This is a genomic window from Curtobacterium sp. VKM Ac-2861, from assembly GCF_013204965.1.
Taxonomy (GTDB): domain Bacteria; phylum Actinomycetota; class Actinomycetes; order Actinomycetales; family Microbacteriaceae; genus Curtobacterium.
Window position 1 is genome coordinate 42,040 of the sequence record NZ_JABMLA010000004.1, and the last position, 15,492, is coordinate 57,531.

The 15,492-nt window shown below is 70.1% G+C and carries 13 protein-coding genes and 1 riboswitch; of the genes, 8 read left to right on the forward strand and 5 right to left on the reverse strand.

Annotated features, from left to right (window positions below; genetic code table 11):
* The first annotated feature begins 48 nt into the window (after window positions 1–48).
* Entirely contained in the window at window positions 49–933 is an 885-nt protein-coding gene (locus tag HQQ88_RS11195) for a LysR substrate-binding domain-containing protein (RefSeq protein WP_173169487.1), read from the forward strand.
* Window positions 934–973: 40 nt separating this feature from the next.
* On the opposite strand, the gene HQQ88_RS11200 is transcribed toward HQQ88_RS11195, so the two are convergent.
* From HQQ88_RS11200 to HQQ88_RS11215, 4 genes are read right to left on the reverse strand one after another with little or no spacing between them, the layout of a single operon-like run.
* On the reverse strand, window positions 974–1,228 hold the full coding sequence (locus HQQ88_RS11200; protein ID WP_111084959.1) for a hypothetical protein: 255 nt from the start codon (window positions 1,226–1,228) through the stop codon (window positions 974–976).
* The gene (locus HQQ88_RS11205) at window positions 1,225–1,707 is read right to left on the reverse strand and encodes an FBP domain-containing protein (protein WP_123673093.1); all 483 of its coding nucleotides are present in this window, start codon (window positions 1,705–1,707) and stop codon (window positions 1,225–1,227) included. The genes HQQ88_RS11200 and HQQ88_RS11205 overlap by 4 nt, the downstream gene beginning before the upstream one ends.
* A gap of 40 nt (window positions 1,708–1,747) precedes the next feature.
* Window positions 1,748–2,485, reverse strand: coding sequence for a M48 family metalloprotease (locus HQQ88_RS20170; protein WP_216834625.1), 738 nt, complete (start codon window positions 2,483–2,485; stop codon window positions 1,748–1,750).
* Window positions 2,486–2,498: 13 nt separating this feature from the next.
* Complete coding sequence (locus HQQ88_RS11215; protein ID WP_111084962.1) at window positions 2,499–2,873, reverse strand: BlaI/MecI/CopY family transcriptional regulator; 375 nt, start codon at window positions 2,871–2,873, stop codon at window positions 2,499–2,501.
* Between the two features lie 212 nt (window positions 2,874–3,085).
* Window positions 3,086–3,191: riboswitch (glycine riboswitch) on the forward strand.
* Window positions 3,192–3,240: 49 nt separating this feature from the next.
* On the opposite strand from HQQ88_RS11215, the gene gcvT reads away from it, so the two are divergent.
* Genes gcvT through gcvP form a run of 3 tightly spaced genes read left to right on the forward strand, consistent with a single transcriptional unit; the run spans window position 3,241 to window position 7,677 of the window.
* Window positions 3,241–4,359, forward strand: coding sequence for a glycine cleavage system aminomethyltransferase GcvT (gcvT, locus tag HQQ88_RS11220; protein ID WP_131878316.1), 1,119 nt, complete (start codon window positions 3,241–3,243; stop codon window positions 4,357–4,359).
* A gap of 4 nt (window positions 4,360–4,363) precedes the next feature.
* Window positions 4,364–4,741, forward strand: coding sequence for a glycine cleavage system protein GcvH (gene gcvH / locus HQQ88_RS11225; RefSeq protein ID WP_123294121.1), 378 nt, complete (start codon window positions 4,364–4,366; stop codon window positions 4,739–4,741).
* Window positions 4,738–7,677: an aminomethyl-transferring glycine dehydrogenase gene (gene gcvP / locus HQQ88_RS11230; protein WP_254067068.1), complete on the forward strand. Its 2,940-nt coding sequence runs from the start codon at window positions 4,738–4,740 to the stop codon at window positions 7,675–7,677. Before gcvH ends, gcvP begins: the two co-directional genes overlap by 4 nt.
* On the opposite strand, the gene HQQ88_RS20175 is transcribed toward gcvP, so the two are convergent.
* Window positions 7,674–9,671: a S9 family peptidase gene (locus HQQ88_RS20175; protein ID WP_173169488.1), complete on the reverse strand. Its 1,998-nt coding sequence runs from the start codon at window positions 9,669–9,671 to the stop codon at window positions 7,674–7,676. The two genes, gcvP and HQQ88_RS20175, sit on opposite strands and share 4 nt — an antisense overlap.
* A gap of 306 nt (window positions 9,672–9,977) precedes the next feature.
* Here HQQ88_RS20175 and HQQ88_RS11240 point away from each other — a divergent pair, with 306 nt between their 5' ends.
* The 4 genes from HQQ88_RS11240 to HQQ88_RS11255 all read left to right on the forward strand — a co-directional run bounded on the left by HQQ88_RS11240 (window position 9,978) and on the right by HQQ88_RS11255 (window position 15,438).
* Window positions 9,978–11,603, forward strand: a complete 1,626-nt coding sequence (locus HQQ88_RS11240) for an ABC transporter substrate-binding protein (RefSeq protein ID WP_173169489.1) — start codon at window positions 9,978–9,980, stop codon at window positions 11,601–11,603.
* A 226-nt stretch (window positions 11,604–11,829) separates the two neighbouring features.
* Window positions 11,830–12,759: an ABC transporter permease gene (locus tag HQQ88_RS11245; RefSeq protein ID WP_111084968.1), complete on the forward strand. Its 930-nt coding sequence runs from the start codon at window positions 11,830–11,832 to the stop codon at window positions 12,757–12,759.
* Entirely contained in the window at window positions 12,749–13,699 is a 951-nt protein-coding gene (locus HQQ88_RS11250; RefSeq protein ID WP_173169490.1) for an ABC transporter permease, read from the forward strand. The genes HQQ88_RS11245 and HQQ88_RS11250 overlap by 11 nt, the downstream gene beginning before the upstream one ends.
* Window positions 13,696–15,438: an ABC transporter ATP-binding protein gene (locus HQQ88_RS11255; protein ID WP_123294116.1), complete on the forward strand. Its 1,743-nt coding sequence runs from the start codon at window positions 13,696–13,698 to the stop codon at window positions 15,436–15,438. Before HQQ88_RS11250 ends, HQQ88_RS11255 begins: the two co-directional genes overlap by 4 nt.
* The last annotated feature ends 54 nt before the right edge of the window (window positions 15,439–15,492 follow it).

The following is a 15,492-nucleotide window of genomic DNA, read 5'->3' on the forward strand; positions in this document are numbered from 1 at the left end:
ATGAGGTCATGTCCAATACTCGTTCGCTTCGATCGATAAGCTCTGAGCATGGATCGGGACCCGGACGTCGACCTCCGCCAGCTCCGCGCGTTCCTGGCCGTGGCCGACGAACTGCACTTCGGGCGCGCTGCCGAACGCCTCCGCATCGCGCAGCCGGCGCTGTCCCAGCAGATCCGCCGCACCGAGCGCGAACTCGGCGTCGACCTGTTCGTCCGGACGAGCCGCAGCGTCGCCCTCACCGCCGCTGGCCAGGTGCTGCAGGGGCGCGCGCGGTCGTTGCTCGGGCAGGTGCGCCGCGATCTCGACGAGACGGTCCGGGTCGGGCGGGGCGAGGCCGGCCGGCTCGACGTCGGGTTCGTCGTCTCCGCGCTGCCCCTCGGGCCGATCGAGCGCGTGCAGGCGTTCCGTGCGCGGTACCCGCTGGTCCGTGTGGACCTGACCGAGGGCTACTCGTCGACGCTCCTCGCCCGGATCGTGCGGGGCGAGCTGGACCTGGCCGTCGTGCGCGACCCGGATCCGGACCCCGCCGTGTGGCTGCTGCCGTTCCGGACCGAGGCGTTCGTCGCGGCGGTCCCACGCGGACACCGGCTCGCGGGCCGTGCGTCCATCCGCGGCACTGAGCTCGTGGACGAGCCGTTCGTGTTCTTCCCCGCCGTGGCCGGTTCGCTCGCGACCGAGCGGAACCTCGCACCGGTCACCGCCGGTGGCCGACGGCCCGTGGTCGTGCAGGAGGCCACGACCTGGGCCACCGTCCTGCACCTGGTGGGCGCGGGACTCGGCGTGACCGTCGCTCCGGAGAGTGCCGCGCTCGCCGCACCGGACACCGTCGTGCTGCTGCCGCTGACCGACAGCGATCACCGCAGCGAGCTGTCGTGGGCGATGCGCGCCGACGACGACCGCGAGATCCTGCGGAACTTCGTCGAAGCCGACTGAGCGACGCCGACTGAGCGACGCCCGGCTGGAAGCGCTTCGCTCAGCCGAGCGCGAGCACGGGCGCCCGGTGGTCGCCGAGCTCGTCGACGTGCCACGGCCGTGCACCGCGCAGGGTCAGCCCGAGCTGCACGAGCACGAATCCGACGTGGGGTTCGACGTCCGGGTCCCACGGCCCCTCGACCCCGAGGCCGAACGCACCGAGTTCGTCGTCGGCCTCGTCGCGCAGGGTGAGGCGCCAACGGCCGTCGCCGAGTTCCTCGACCACTGCCCAGCGGGCGGTGCCGAAGCGGCTCACGCCGACTTCATGATGTCCGCGGTGAAGTTCTGCACGCGCTGCAGCAGCGAGGCACCGCGCATCGCGATCGTCGCCGGCGGGTTGAGGTGCGGAGGAGCGGTACGGATGAGCATGGAGCACCCGAGGTCCTCGCAGATGTAGGTGCCGATCGTGTTGCCGTTGCGCCCGGCCTCGCCCGCGCGAGGTGCCGAGAACAGCCGCACCTGCGTCGCCGGCTGGGGGGAGTGGCAGAACGAGCACATCGCGGCGATGCCGGCGCGCAGGGACCCGCCCGCGGACCGGACGATGATGCCCACGGGGCGGTCGTCGATCCAGGACACGATGTACCCGCGGCGGGCGGCCTGCGGGTCGCGCCAGCCCAGGAACTCGCGCTCGTCCCAGAGCATCTCGTGCAGGCCCGGGATCGGCAGCTGCTCGAGCTCGTCGGGGGTGGCGTTGACGAACGAGGATCGGATGTCGGCTTCGGTCAGTGGCTTCACGGTCCGATCACCATATGCCTCGCCTCCGACACGTGCTCGCTCAGGAAAGCCTGGAGGCCCGGATCGCGCCGAGCGCGCTGCTCTCGTCCGCCACCAGGACGGCCCGGCGCAGGGCGTCGCGTCCGACACGTCGGGCTGCGGCGTCGTCGGCGGCGAACTCCACGAGGACGCGCGTCGAGCGCGCCATGGCGCGCGCACCGGGAACCCACGGGACCGCACGTTCGATCGATTCGGCGACCGCGACCGCAGCCGCGTGGTGCTGGGTCAGGTGGGCGCGCTCGTGGGCGACCACGGCCTCCAGTTCGTCCGTCCGCAACCGGTCTGCCAAACCGGTGCTGACCAGCACACCGCCGCTCCGCCCGGGCACGGCGCAGGCCAGGGCGTGGTCCGCATCGACGACGGCCACCGGGGTGCCGTCGATCTCGCGGTGCGGCGCGACGCCGGAGCGCATGGCCTGGCGGACGGCCTCGTGCTCGGGCCCGGGGCGGACGCGGACGGCGACGACGAACGCGATGACCGCGAGCAGTGCGACGCCGACGTTGAAGCCGTGCGTGAGGGAGCCGTCACCGCCGAGGAGTTCGGTGAGCGGGCGGTCGGCGAGCACGACGAGCGCGATGCCGGCGACGAACCCGACGACGCCGAGCAGCACCGCGAGCGACCAGCAGACCAGGGCGGTGCGCGGGCGGTCGATGGTCCAGGCGGACCGGGTCAGCACCCTCGGTGCGAACACGACCACCAGCAGGGCGAGGACGATGAGCGCGATGCCGGCGACGACCACGGAGCGACCCCGGTCAGGAACGTGCGCGGGCGTCGAGGGCGCGGCGCAGGGCCTCGAGGTCGTCGGAGGCGAGCGAGCCGGTGAACTGCAGCAACGCTGCTTCACGGTCGGCCGAGGCGGCGAGCGCACTCGACATGAGGGACGCGGTCTGTTCGTCGCGGCTGTGCACGGCACGGAAGCTCAGCGGGGCGTCGTCGTGCTCCTGCCGCTCCACCTGGCCCTTGCGGCCGAGCCGGTCGAGGACGGTGAGCACGGTGGTCAGCGCCGGCCGGGGCTCCGGGAAGGCATCGAGCACCTGTCGTGCGGTGAGGCCGTCGGTCACGGAGCGGAGCGCGTCGAGCACCGCTTGCTCGAGCTGCCCCCTGGGGCGTGATCGCTGTCCGGCCATCCCCGCATTCTACGAGATGTCGAAGGCCGGCACGCGACACACGTTCGTAACGCGGTCTCGGTATGCTCGGCGCGGACAACTGAACACACCGGCCGCTCATCCGTCGCGGGAGACGCCGTGCAGTGCCAACGGGCACATCGTGCCCTCGGGTGCACGCACGGCACCGAAGGAGCAATCCCCCCGTCAATCTCTCAGGTCCCACACCGCAGCGGACAGGCCACTCTGAAAAGCAGACGCTCAGTCGTCTCGCCCACGGTGAAAGCCGCCGGACCTCACGGGCCGCGGTGAAACTCTCAGGCCCATGACAGAGGGGGAGTTCCACCCGGCGATCGTCGCCGGGCCCTGCTGATGCCAGGAGAACTCCGCCATGAGTCCGACGCCACTGCGTTCGTCCCCGCTCGAACCCGCGCACGAAGCCGCCGGTGCGACCTTCACCGACTTCGCCGGGTACCGCATGCCCGTGCGCTACTCGTCGGACCTCGCCGAGCACCACGCCGTGCGCCAGTCGGCCGGGGTCTTCGACCTGTCGCACATGGCCGAGATCGGCGTCACCGGTCCGGACGCCGTCGTGTTCCTCGACCACGCGCTCGCCGGCTCCTTCGGCGCGATGCCGCTCGGCCGCGCGAAGTACTCGCTGCTGCTCGCTGAGGACGGCGGGATCCTCGACGACCTCGTCGTGTACCGCACCGACGACGACGTGTTCCTCGTCGTCGCGAACGCCTCGAACCGCGAGGTCGCCGTCGCCGCACTGTCCGCGCGCACCGACGGCTTCGACGTCGCGGTGTCGGACGACTCGGACAGCACCGCACTCGTCGCGATCCAGGGCCCCGCGGCCGCCGGCACGCTCGACGCCCTCGTCGTCGCCGACCGCCTGCAGCCGGAGAGCCCCCTCGACGACCTCGGCTACTACCGCGCCCTGCACGCCGTGTTCGACGGCTCCGAGGTGCTCGTCGCCCGCACCGGGTACACCGGCGAGGACGGCTTCGAGCTCTACAGCGCACCGGAGGTCGCCCCGGCGATCTGGGACGCGCTGCTCGAGGCCGGCGCTGACCGCGGTGTCGTCCCCGCCGGACTGGCGGCACGCGACACCCTGCGGCTCGAGGCCGGCATGCCCCTGTACGGGCACGAGCTCGGCACCGACGTGCGTCCCGCCCAGGCAGGACTCGGCCGCGTGGTCGCCAAGAGCGGTGACTTCGTCGGCGCTGCCGGTGTCGCGCCGTCGGACGACGCCCGCGTGCTCGTCGGGCTCGTCACCGAGGGCCGCCGCGCCCCGCGTGCCGGCTACGACGTGGTGCACGACGGCACGGTCGTCGGCACCGTCACCTCGGGTGCCCTCTCGCCAACGCTCGGCCACCCGGTCGCGATGGCCTTCGTGGACCCGGCGCTCGCCACCGAGGGACAAGTCCTGCACATCGACGTCCGCGGAACGGCCATCCCCAGCACCGTCACCGCGTTCCCCTTCTACCGCCGTCCTCAGAAAGGCTGATCCCGTGAGCGACCAGACCGCACTCCAGTACACCGCCGACCACGAGTGGCTCCTCGTCGAGGGCGACACCGTCACCGTCGGCATCACCGACCACGCCGCCGAGCAGCTCGGCGACGTCGTCTACGTCGAGCTCCCCGCCGTCGGCACCGCCACCACCGCGGGCGAGCAGATCGGCGAGATCGAGTCCACCAAGAGCGTCGGTGAGCTCTTCGCGCCGATCGAGGGCGAGGTCGTCGCGGTCAACGACGCCGTGGTCGACGCCCCCGACACGGTCAACCAAGACCCGTTCGGCACCGGCTGGCTCGTCAAGATCAAGGTCGACGGCACCTCGTTCCCCGAGGACCTGATGGACCACGACGCGTACCGGGCGTCCATCGCATGACCGGCCCCGACGACCAGCAGGTGTTCCAGAACCTGCAGACCTCGTTCGCCGACCGCCACATCGGCACCACCCCGGCCGACCAGCAGACGATGCTCGACACCGTCGGCCGGCCGTCGCTCGACGCCCTGGTCCGCGCGGCGATCCCGGAGTCGATCCACGCAGCACCCGTCACCGAATCGGTGATCCCCGCCGCCGTCGGCGAGACCGAGGCGCTCGCCGAACTCCGCGCCAAGGCCGGACGCAACACCGTCCGCCGGGCCATGATCGGCCTCGGCTACCACGGCACCCACACCCCCGCCGTGATCCAGCGGAACGTGCTCGAGAACCCGAGCTGGTACACGGCCTACACGCCGTACCAGCCGGAGATCTCGCAGGGCCGGCTCGAAGCGCTCATCAACTTCCAGACGATGGTCTCCGACCTGACGGGCATGGCCACCGCCGGCGCCTCGATGCTCGACGAGGGCACCGCCGTGGTCGAGGGCATGCTCCTCGCCCGCCGCGCCTCCAAGGTGAAGGGCGACGCGTTCCTGGTCGACGACAACCTGCTGCCGCAGACCCGCGCGCTGCTCGACCACCGCGCCGACGCCGTCGGCATCACACTGCGTGCGTTCGACCCCGTCGTCGGGCCGACCGACGCGCAGCTCGACGGCGCCTTCGGCGTGATCGTGCAGTACCCCGGTGCCTCCGGCCGGATCGTCGACCCGTCGTCGATCATCGAGCGTGTCCACGCCGGCGGCGGCATCGCCGTCGTCGCGGCCGACCTGCTCGCCATGACCCTCCTCGCCAGCCCCGGTGACCTGGGTGCCGACGTCGCCGTGGGGACGAGCCAGCGCTTCGGCGTCCCGCTCGGCTTCGGCGGCCCGCACGCCGGGTACCTCGCCGTCCGTGCCGGCCTCGAACGCCAACTGCCCGGTCGCCTGGTCGGCGTGTCCTTCGACGCCGACGGTGCGATGGCCTACCGCCTCAGCCTGCAGACCCGCGAGCAGCACATCCGCCGCGAGAAGGCGACGAGCAACATCTGCACCGCGCAGGTCCTGCTCGCCGTGATGGCCTCGATGTACGCCGTCTACCACGGGCCCGAGGGGCTGCGCTTCATCGCGAACCGGGTCGCCCGGACGACGTCGGCGCTCGCCGCGGTCGCCCGTGACGCCGGGCTCGAGGTCGTGCACGACGCGTTCTTCGACACGCTCACCCTGCGGGCCACCGGTCGCGCCGGGGCGGTCGTCGCCGCAGCGCAGGACGCCGACTTCCTGCTGCACCAGGTGGACGAGGACGTGTTCCAGCTCTCCGTCGACGAGACGACCACGCCCGACGACGTCGCCCGACTGGCGGGCGTGTTCGGGGCGGTGGACGTGACCGTCCCCGCGATCGAGGCGGCCGTGCGGGACGCGGCCACGGGCCTCCCGGCCGGTCTGCTGCGCGAGAGCGAGTACCTGACGCACCCCGTCTTCAGCGCACACCGCAGCGAGACCCGCATGATGCGGTACCTGAAGCACCTGGCGGACAAGGACTACGCGCTCGACCGGGGCATGATCCCGCTCGGCAGCTGCACGATGAAGCTCAACGCGGCGACCGAGATGGCCGCGGTGACGTGGCCGGAGTTCGCGAACATCCACCCGTTCGCGCCGCGCGGCGACGTCGAGGGCTACCTCGACATGATCGGTGACCTGGAGTCCTGGCTGGCCGAGGTCACCGGGTACGACACCGTGTCCCTGCAGCCGAACGCCGGCAGCCAGGGTGAGCTCGCCGGACTCCTCGCGATCCGCGGGTACCACCTGGCGAACGGCGACACCGAGCGCACCGTCTGCCTCATCCCGTCGAGCGCGCACGGTACGAACGCCGCGTCCGCGGTGCTCGCCGGCATGAAGGTCGTCGTGGTCGCCTGCGACGAGAACGGCAACGTCGACCTCGCCGACCTCCGCGCGAAGACGGAACAGCACGCCGACACCCTCGCGGCGCTGATGATCACGTACCCGTCGACCCACGGCGTGTACGAGCACGACATCCGCGAGATCTGCGACGCCGTGCACGACGCCGGCGGCCAGGTCTACGTCGACGGCGCGAACCTCAACGCCCTGCTCGGCCACGCCCGCTTCGGCGACTTCGGCGGCGACGTCTCGCACCTCAACCTGCACAAGACCTTCTGCATCCCGCACGGCGGTGGCGGACCCGGTGTCGGTCCGGTCGCAGCGAAGGCGCACCTGGCGCCGTACCTGCCGGGGCACCCGTTCGCCCAGCAGGCCGACCGACGGCCCGGTTCGACCGAGGCCGAGGCCGAGGACCGCCTGGCGCACGCCGGCGGCCCGGTCAGCGCGGCCCCGTACGGCAGCCCGAGCATCCTGCCCATCACGTGGACCTACGTCCGGATGATGGGGCTCGAGGGCCTCACCCGTGCGACCGAGGCAGCCGTGCTCGGGGCGAACTACATCGCGGCCCGACTGCGCGACGCGTTCCCGGTGCTCTACACGGGCGAGGACGGCCTCGTCGCGCACGAGTGCATCCTCGACCTGCGGCCGTTGCGCGACACCACCGGCATCACCGTCGACGACGTCGCGAAGCGCCTGGTCGACTACGGCTTCCACGCCCCGACCATGTCGTTCCCGGTCGCCGGCACCCTGATGGTGGAGCCGACCGAGAGCGAGGACCTGGCCGAGCTCGACCGGTTCGTCGACGCGATGCTCGCCATCCGTGCCGAGGCCTCGGCGGTGGAGCGCGGGGAGTGGCCGGCGGACGACAACCCGCTCGTGCACGCCCCGCACACGGCCTCGTCGGTGATCTCGGGGGAGTGGGCGCACGCCTACACCCGCGAGCAGGCCGTCTACCCGCTGCCGGGCATCAGCGGCCGCAAGTACTGGCCGCCGGTGCGCCGGATCGACCAGGCGTACGGCGACCGCAACCTGGTGTGCGCGTGCCCGCCGGTGGAGGCGTTCGCCTAGCGACCCGAGTCCACCGGCGTGACGGGCAGGTGCTCCGCCCACCAGGCGAGGACGTGCTCGAACCGCTGCACGCGGTGCCACGGCGTGCCGGAGCGGGAGAGCTCGTGGCCCTCGCCGGGGAACACGAGGAACGACGCGTCGACCCCTGCGCGCCGGAGGGCCACGAACTGGCGCTGCCCCTGCTCGATCGGGCAGCGCCAGTCCGCTTCCGAGTGCGCGACCATGAACGGGATGGTGACCTGCGCGGCGTACGTCAGCGGGCTCCGGCGACGCTGCTCTTCCGGGTCGGCACCGACGTACGCGTCGGCGAAGTACCAACCGATGTCGGAACTGCCCGCGAACGAGTCCCACGCGTTCACGGCGCGCTCGCTCCACGCGGCGACGAACCGCTCGCCGTGGTGGGCGGCGACCCAGCTCGTCATGAACCCGCCGTACGAGCCGCCCATGATGCCGACGCGTGCCGCGTCGAGATCGGGGCGCTCGAGCGCTGCGTCGAGCAGGGCGAGCACGTCGTCGACGTCGACGGTGCCCATCGCCCCGATGACCGCGCGGCCGTGGTCGAGGCCGTACCCGCCGGAACCGCGCGGGTTGCCGATGACCACGGCGTACCCGGCGCTGGCGTAGACCTGCGCCTCGTCGAAGAACGCCCAGGTGTCCTGGCCGAACGGTCCGCCGTGCACCACCCGGAGGACGGGGTGCGGCCCCTCGCCCTCGGGCAGGACGACCCAGCCGTGCACCGGGGTGCCGTCGGCAGCGGTGCCGGTGAGCTCCTCGATGCGGCGGACACCGGGGGCCGATGCCTCGGACCGGAGTGGGGCCGCGTAGTCGGTGAGCACCGTCGGGAGGGCATCGTCGGACGCGGTCAGGTCGACCACGTGGACCTCGCCGGGCGAGTCCGTCGTGGCAGCCGTGGCGACCAGGACGTCCCCGTCGACGTCGAAGCCCGAGACGACCAGGCGGCCGCCGAGGACGACCCCCAGCTGGTCCAGCCGGAGCGGAGCCGTCGTGCCGGCCGGGACACGACGGACGGTGACGGTGCCGCGGTCGAGCACCTGCACGAGGACGTCGTCGCGGTGGAACACCGGCGTCCCGGTGACGTCGACCGTCTCGCGGGCGGTCAGTCGGACCGGTTCGGAGTCGTGGGCCGCGACCCACAGCCCTTCGGGTTCGCCGACCAGTCGCCCGTCGCGGTGCGACGCCCCGACGTAGTGGACGGTACGGTCCGGGGCGATCGCGATCGAGCTGACCGAACCCTCGGTCCGGATCGCCAGCGCCATCGTGCCGTCGGACGCGTCGACGCGGTACAGGTCGTCGTCGTGGCTCTCACGCACACCGAGGTCTCGCGGGGCGACGACGAGGAGCGCGCCGCCGTCCGGGTACCAGGCCGGTGCGGAGACCGAGCAGGGCGCACTCGTGAGCGGGGAGTCCACCGGTGCCGCTGCCGGGTCGGTGACGTCGACGACCACGATCTGCTGCGGCTTGTCGAGCAGGTACCCCGTGCCGTCGACGTGGAAGTCGAGCCGGGACACGAGCCGCGGCGCCTCGGCGGCCGCTGCCGGGCGACGGTCGCCGCCGGGGACTGCGGAGCCGTAGCGTCCGGGTTCGGGGAAGCGTGCGGTCACGGCGACGCGTGTCGAGTCGGGGGACCAAACGGGGTCGCCGGCACCGAGGGGGAGCGCGGTGACGACGCGGGCCTCGCCGCCGTGCACCGGTGCGACGGCGAGCTGCGGGTGTGCGACGCCGTGGTCGTCCTGGACGGACCGGAGGAAGGCGAGCGAGCGACCGTCGGGGGACAGGGCCGGCGAGGAGTCGCGGTCACCGGACGTCCAGCGGACCACGCCCTCGGCGGTCACGCGCTCGATGGTGCTGCGGTACGCGTCCTGTTCGAGGTCCGGACGCGAGACGGCGACGAAGGCCGCTCCGCCGTCCCCGGGATCACCGCTGACGGTGGGGGAGGAGAGGACGTGGAGATGGGGGATGTCGTTCGCGAGCACGTGTTCACGGTACGGCTGGTGCGGCGCGGATGCCCGGGTCCTGAGGGGGACTCGGAACAGATCTTCCTTGCACAGAACTGTGTCGCAGTGCAACAAGTTTCATGCAGATGCAACAAAAGCGCGAGGGCGTTCAGCAAGCGCGCGAATCTTGCATCTTCTCGCAAGGATCGTGCAAGTTGGTTACCGGCTTGTAACCGTTCGCTCCAGGGTTTGGAGGCTGCTGTCCACCTTGCCTACAGTGCAGATGTCAAACGCGCCCGGGTGACACCGCTGTGCCCTTGCGCGTCCCATGCACCAGGAGGAACCTTGATCAAGAAGCGCGCCGGGCTCACAGCCCTCGCCGTGCTCGGGGCCACAGCACTCGCCCTGACCGCCTGCTCCAGCAACAGCAACAGTGGGGGTGGCTCGGGCTCGTCCAACGCCTCCGGCATCGTCACGACCAACGGCAGCGAGCCGCAGAACCCGCTGATCCCGTCGAACACCACCGAGACCGGTGGCGGCAAGATCATCGACTCGCTCTTCGAGGGCCTCGTGTCCTACGACGCCGACGGCAAGTCCGTCAACGAGGTCGCGAAGAGCATCGACACCGATGACTCGAAGACCTTCGACATCAAGCTGAACACGAACTACACGTTCACGAACGGCGAGAAGGTCACCGCGGAGTCCTTCACCAAGGCCTGGAACTGGGCCGCGCAGAAGTCGAACGCCCAGGGCGCCAGCTACTTCTTCGAGAACATCGAGGGCTACAACGCCGACAAGGACTCGGAGCTCACGGGCCTCAAGGTCGTCGACGACGACGAGTTCACCGTCACGCTGAAGTCGGCCCAGTCGGACTTCCCGCTGTCGCTCGGCTACTCGGCGTTCGTGCCGCTGCCGTCCTCGTTCTACGACGACACCAAGGCGTTCGGTGAGAACCCGATCGGCAACGGTCCGTACAAGCTCGACGGCAAGAAGGCCTGGACGCACAACCAGTCCATCAAGCTCGTCACCAACAAGGACTACGAGGGCAAGCGCAAGCCGAAGAACGGTGGTCTGACGATCACGTTCTACGCTTCGCAGGACACCGCGTACTCCGACGCGCAGGGCGGCAACCTCGACGTCCTCGACGCCGTGCCGGACAGCGCCTTCAAGACGTACAAGTCGGACTTCCCGGACTCGAACGTCAACCAGCCGGCCGCCATCTTCCAGGCGATCTACCTGCCGTACTACCTCGACCACTGGAAGGGCGAGGAAGGCACGCTCCGTCGTGAGGCCGTCTCGATGGCCATCAACCGCAAGCAGATCACCGACAAGATCTTCGACGGCACGCGCACCCCGGCGAAGGACTTCACGTCGCCGGTCATCGCGGGCTGGAACGACGACCTCGACGGCTCCGACGTCCTGGACTACAACGAGTCCGAGGCCAAGAAGCTGTGGGCCGAGGCCGACAAGATCTCGAAGTACGACGACACCCTCACCATCACGTACAACGCCGACGGTGGGCACGAGGCGTGGGTGACCGCGGTCACGAACTCGATCTCGAACACGCTCGGCATCAAGGCCGAGGGCAACGCGATCCCGACGTTCCAGGAGGCCCTCGACCTCCAGACGAACGACAAGCTCACGGGCGGCAGCCGCACCGGTTGGCAGGCCGACTACCCGTCGCTGTACAACTTCCTCGGCCCGACCATGGGTGAGGGCTCGTCGAACAACTACTCGCGGTACGACTCCAAGGAGTACAACGAGCTGCTCGCCGAGGGCCGTTCGGCCGCCACGGTCGAAGAGGGCAACAAGGCCTTCGACCAGGCCCAGGAGCTCCTGTTCAAGGACCTCCCGGAGATCCCGCTCTGGTACTCGAACGTCACCGGTGTCTGGAACGCAGACAACGTGTCCAACGTGAAGTTCGGTTGGAACTCGGTGCCGCTGTACTACGACATCGAGGTCAAGAACTGATCTAGGTCTCCCAGAGACCAAAGCGCGAGCAGGTATCCTGCCTCGCGACCACCGGACGGGGGTTCGGGGACCACAACGGTCCTCGAACCCCCGTACCTCGGCGGCAACACCTCCCCACCACATCGGGCGCCGCCGCCCGAACCGGACATCCGTGCCGACCCTCGGAACGTCCACCCCTCACCACAATGAACCTGATCGACATCGCTCCGGACCGGGCAGGGATCTGATGCTCTGGTACCTCGGCAAGCGCCTCCTGCAACTCATCCCCGTGTTCTTCGGGGCCACGTTCCTCATCTACTTCATGGTGTTCTCGCTGCCCGGCGACCCCATCGCAGCGCTGTTCGGCGACCGCCAGCCGTCGCCGCAGGTCATCGAGACCCTGCGCCAGCAGTACAACCTGGACAAGCCGTTCATCGTCCAGTACCTGCTCTGGATCGGCGGGGTGTTCCGCGGCGACCTCGGCGTGACCTACTCGGGTCTGCCGGTCAGCCAGCAGCTCGCCTCGGCGTTCCCGATCACCGCTCGCCTCGCGATCCTCGCGCTCGTGTTCGAGGCCGTCGCCGGCATCGTCGTCGGCGTCATCGCGGGTCTGCGTAAGGGCAAGCTCTTCGACGCCACCGCCCTGGTCGTGTCGCTCCTGCTCATCTCGGTGCCGACCTTCGTCGTCGGGTTCGTGCTGCAGTACGTGTTCGGCATCAAGCTCGGGTTGTTCCGGGTCACGGTGTCCGGGCAGGCGCCGTGGGACGAACTGATCCTGCCGGCGATCGTGCTGGCGTCCGTGTCGTTCGCCTACATCGTGCGGCTCACCCGCGCGAGCGTGGCGGAGAACACCACGGCGGACTTCGTGCGTACCGCGACCGCGAAGGGCCTGCCCCGTCGTCGAGTGGTGGGCGTGCACATCTTCCGGAACTCGCTCATCCCCGTGGTGACCTACCTGGGTGTCGACATCGGCAACCTGATGGTCGGTGCGATCGTCACCGAGGGCATCTTCAACATCAACGGTGTCGGCGGCACGGTGTTCCGCGCCGTCAAGCTCGGCGAGGGCCCGACGGTGGTCTCCTTCGTCGCCGTGATGGTCATCATCTTCATGCTCGCCAACCTCCTGGTGGACCTGCTCTACGCCGTCCTGGACCCGAGGATCCGCTATGCCAAGTAACGCCGCACCCCGCTCGGCGACGCACTTCGTCGCCCCGCTGGAGGAAACGCCCCTGCAGGCGATCGACCAGGTCAACGAGGACGAGAAGACCCGTTCGCTGTGGACCGACGCCTGGGAGTCCATGCGGACCCGCCCGACGTTCTGGATCTCCTCGATCCTGATCCTGCTGATCATCGTCGTCGCGGTCTTCCCCGGGCTCTTCGCCCACGTCGACCCGCGTGCGTCGAACCTCGACAACAGTGACGGCGGACCCGAGGCCGGGCACATCCTCGGCTTCACGCGTCAGGGCTCCGACGTCTACGCCCGCGTGATCTGGGGCGCCCAGAACTCGCTCATCGTGGGCATCGTCGCGACGGTCCTGGTGTCCATCGTGGGCATCGTGATCGGTGCCCTGGCCGGGTTCTACGGCGGCTGGCTCGACACGATCGTGTCCCGCATCGGTGACATCTTCTTCTCGATCCCCACCGTCCTCGGTGCGATCGTGATCATGTCCGTCATCCCCGCGCGGAACGCGATCACCGTCGCGCTCGTGCTCTCGGCCTTCGCGTGGCCGCAGATCGCCCGCATCATGCGCGGTGCCGTCCTGAGCGCCAAGCAGGCCGACTACGTCATGGCGTCGGCGGCCCTCGGCGTCAGCCGGTTCCGGACGCTCGTGCGCCACGTCATCCCGAACTCGTTGGCTCCGGTCATCGTGGTCGCGACCGTGTCGCTCGGCACGTTCATCGTGGCCGAGGCGACCCTGTCGTTCCTCGGCATCGGACTGCCGCCGTCGGCCCTCAGCTGGGGTCTCGACATCGGCACGGCGCAGACGTCGATCCGCACCAACCCGTCGACGATCTTCTGGCCGTCGGCCGCGCTGTCCATCACCGTGCTCGCGTTCCTGCTCCTCGGTGACGTGGTGCGCGACGCGCTCGACCCGAAGGCGAGGGCCCGCCGATGAGCGAGACGCTGACCAACCCCACCGGCCGACGCACCAACGCCGACGGCGCCCCGCTGCTCGAGATCCGCAACCTGCAGGTCGGCTTCAAGACGCAGTCCGGTCTCGTGCAGGCCGTGCGCAGTGTCGACCTCACCCTCGAGCAGGGCGAGCGTCTGGCCATCGTCGGCGAGTCCGGTTCCGGCAAGTCGACGAGCGCCCAGGCGATCATCAAGCTGCTGCCCGGCACCGGTCAGGTCACCGGCGGGTCGATCAAGTTCAACGGGCGCGAGCTCGTCGGGCTGAGCGACAAGGAGATGTCCGAGATCCGCGGGAAGGAGATCGGCTACGTCCCACAGGACCCGATGTCGAACCTCAACCCGCTGTGGTCGATCGGTTTCCAGGTCGAGGAGGCGATCCGTGCGAACGGCATGGCCACCGGCAAGAAGGCCGTCCGCGACCGTGCGATCGAGGTCCTGAAGGAGGCCGGCCTCGGCGACGCCTCGACCCGCCTCAAGCAGTACCCGCACGAGTTCTCCGGCGGTATGCGACAGCGTGTGCTCATCGGCATCGGTCTGTCGAGCCGCCCGCAGCTGCTCATCGCCGACGAGCCGACGAGCGCGCTCGACGTCACGGTCCAGCGCGTCATCCTCGACCACCTCGAGAGCCTGACCCGCGACTTCGGCACCTCGGTGCTGTTCATCACGCACGACCTCGGCCTCGCCGCCGAGCGCGCCGAGAAGCTCGTCGTGATGTACAAGGGCCAGGTCGTCGAGGCCGGTCCCTCGAAGGAGATCCTGGCCAACCCGCAGCACCCGTACACGCAGCGCCTGGTCGCCGCGGCGCCCTCGCTCGCGAGCCGCCGCATCCAGTCGAAGGTGCAGCACGAGCGCATCGAGATCGCCGACGCCGGCAACGACGACGCCGAGCTCATCGCCCGGGCGCAGGAGCGGGAGCACCGTCCCGCCGAGGACCTCATCGTGGTGAAGAACCTCGAGAAGATCTACAAGCTGCGCGGCAAGAGCCTCGCCACCCGCGAGCTCAAGGCCGTCGACGACGTGTCGTTCGCGATCCCGAAGGGCACCACCACGGCGCTCGTCGGCGAGTCCGGTTCGGGCAAGTCGACCGTCGCCAAGCTGGTGCTGCAGCTCGAGAGCATCTCGAGCGGCACCGTGCAGTTCGACGGCATCGACATCGGCGCGCTGAAGGGCAAGGACCTCTTCGACTTCCGCCGCCGCGTGCAGCCGGTGTTCCAGGACCCGTACGGCTCGCTGGACCCGATGTACAACGTCGGGAACACGATCGCCGAGCCGCTCGCCACTCACAAGGTGGGCGACAAGGCGTCGCGTCGAGCCCGCGTGCTCGAGCTGCTCGACCAGGTCGCGCTGCCGAAGTCGATGGTCAACCGCTACCCGAACGAGCTCTCGGGCGGGCAGCGGCAGCGCATCGCCGTCGCGCGCGCGCTCGCACTCAAGCCGGAGGTCATCGTCCTCGACGAGGCCGTCTCCGCGCTCGACGTGCTCGTGCAGGGGCAGATCCTCGACCTGCTGACGGAGTTGCAGACCGAACTCGGCCTGACCTACCTGTTCATCACGCACGACCTGGCGGTCGTCCGCCTGGTCGCGGACAACGTGTGCGTCATGCGCCAGGGCAAGATCGTCGAGAAGGCGACGACCGACGAGGTCTTCGCCGCCCCGAAGGAGCAGTACACGAAGGACCTCCTGGCTGCCATCCCCGGCGCCGGGTTCGAGTTCGGACGCTGATCCTGCTGGACACGAACGAGGCCGGACGTCCCGTCGTCCTCCGCGCTGGTCGCG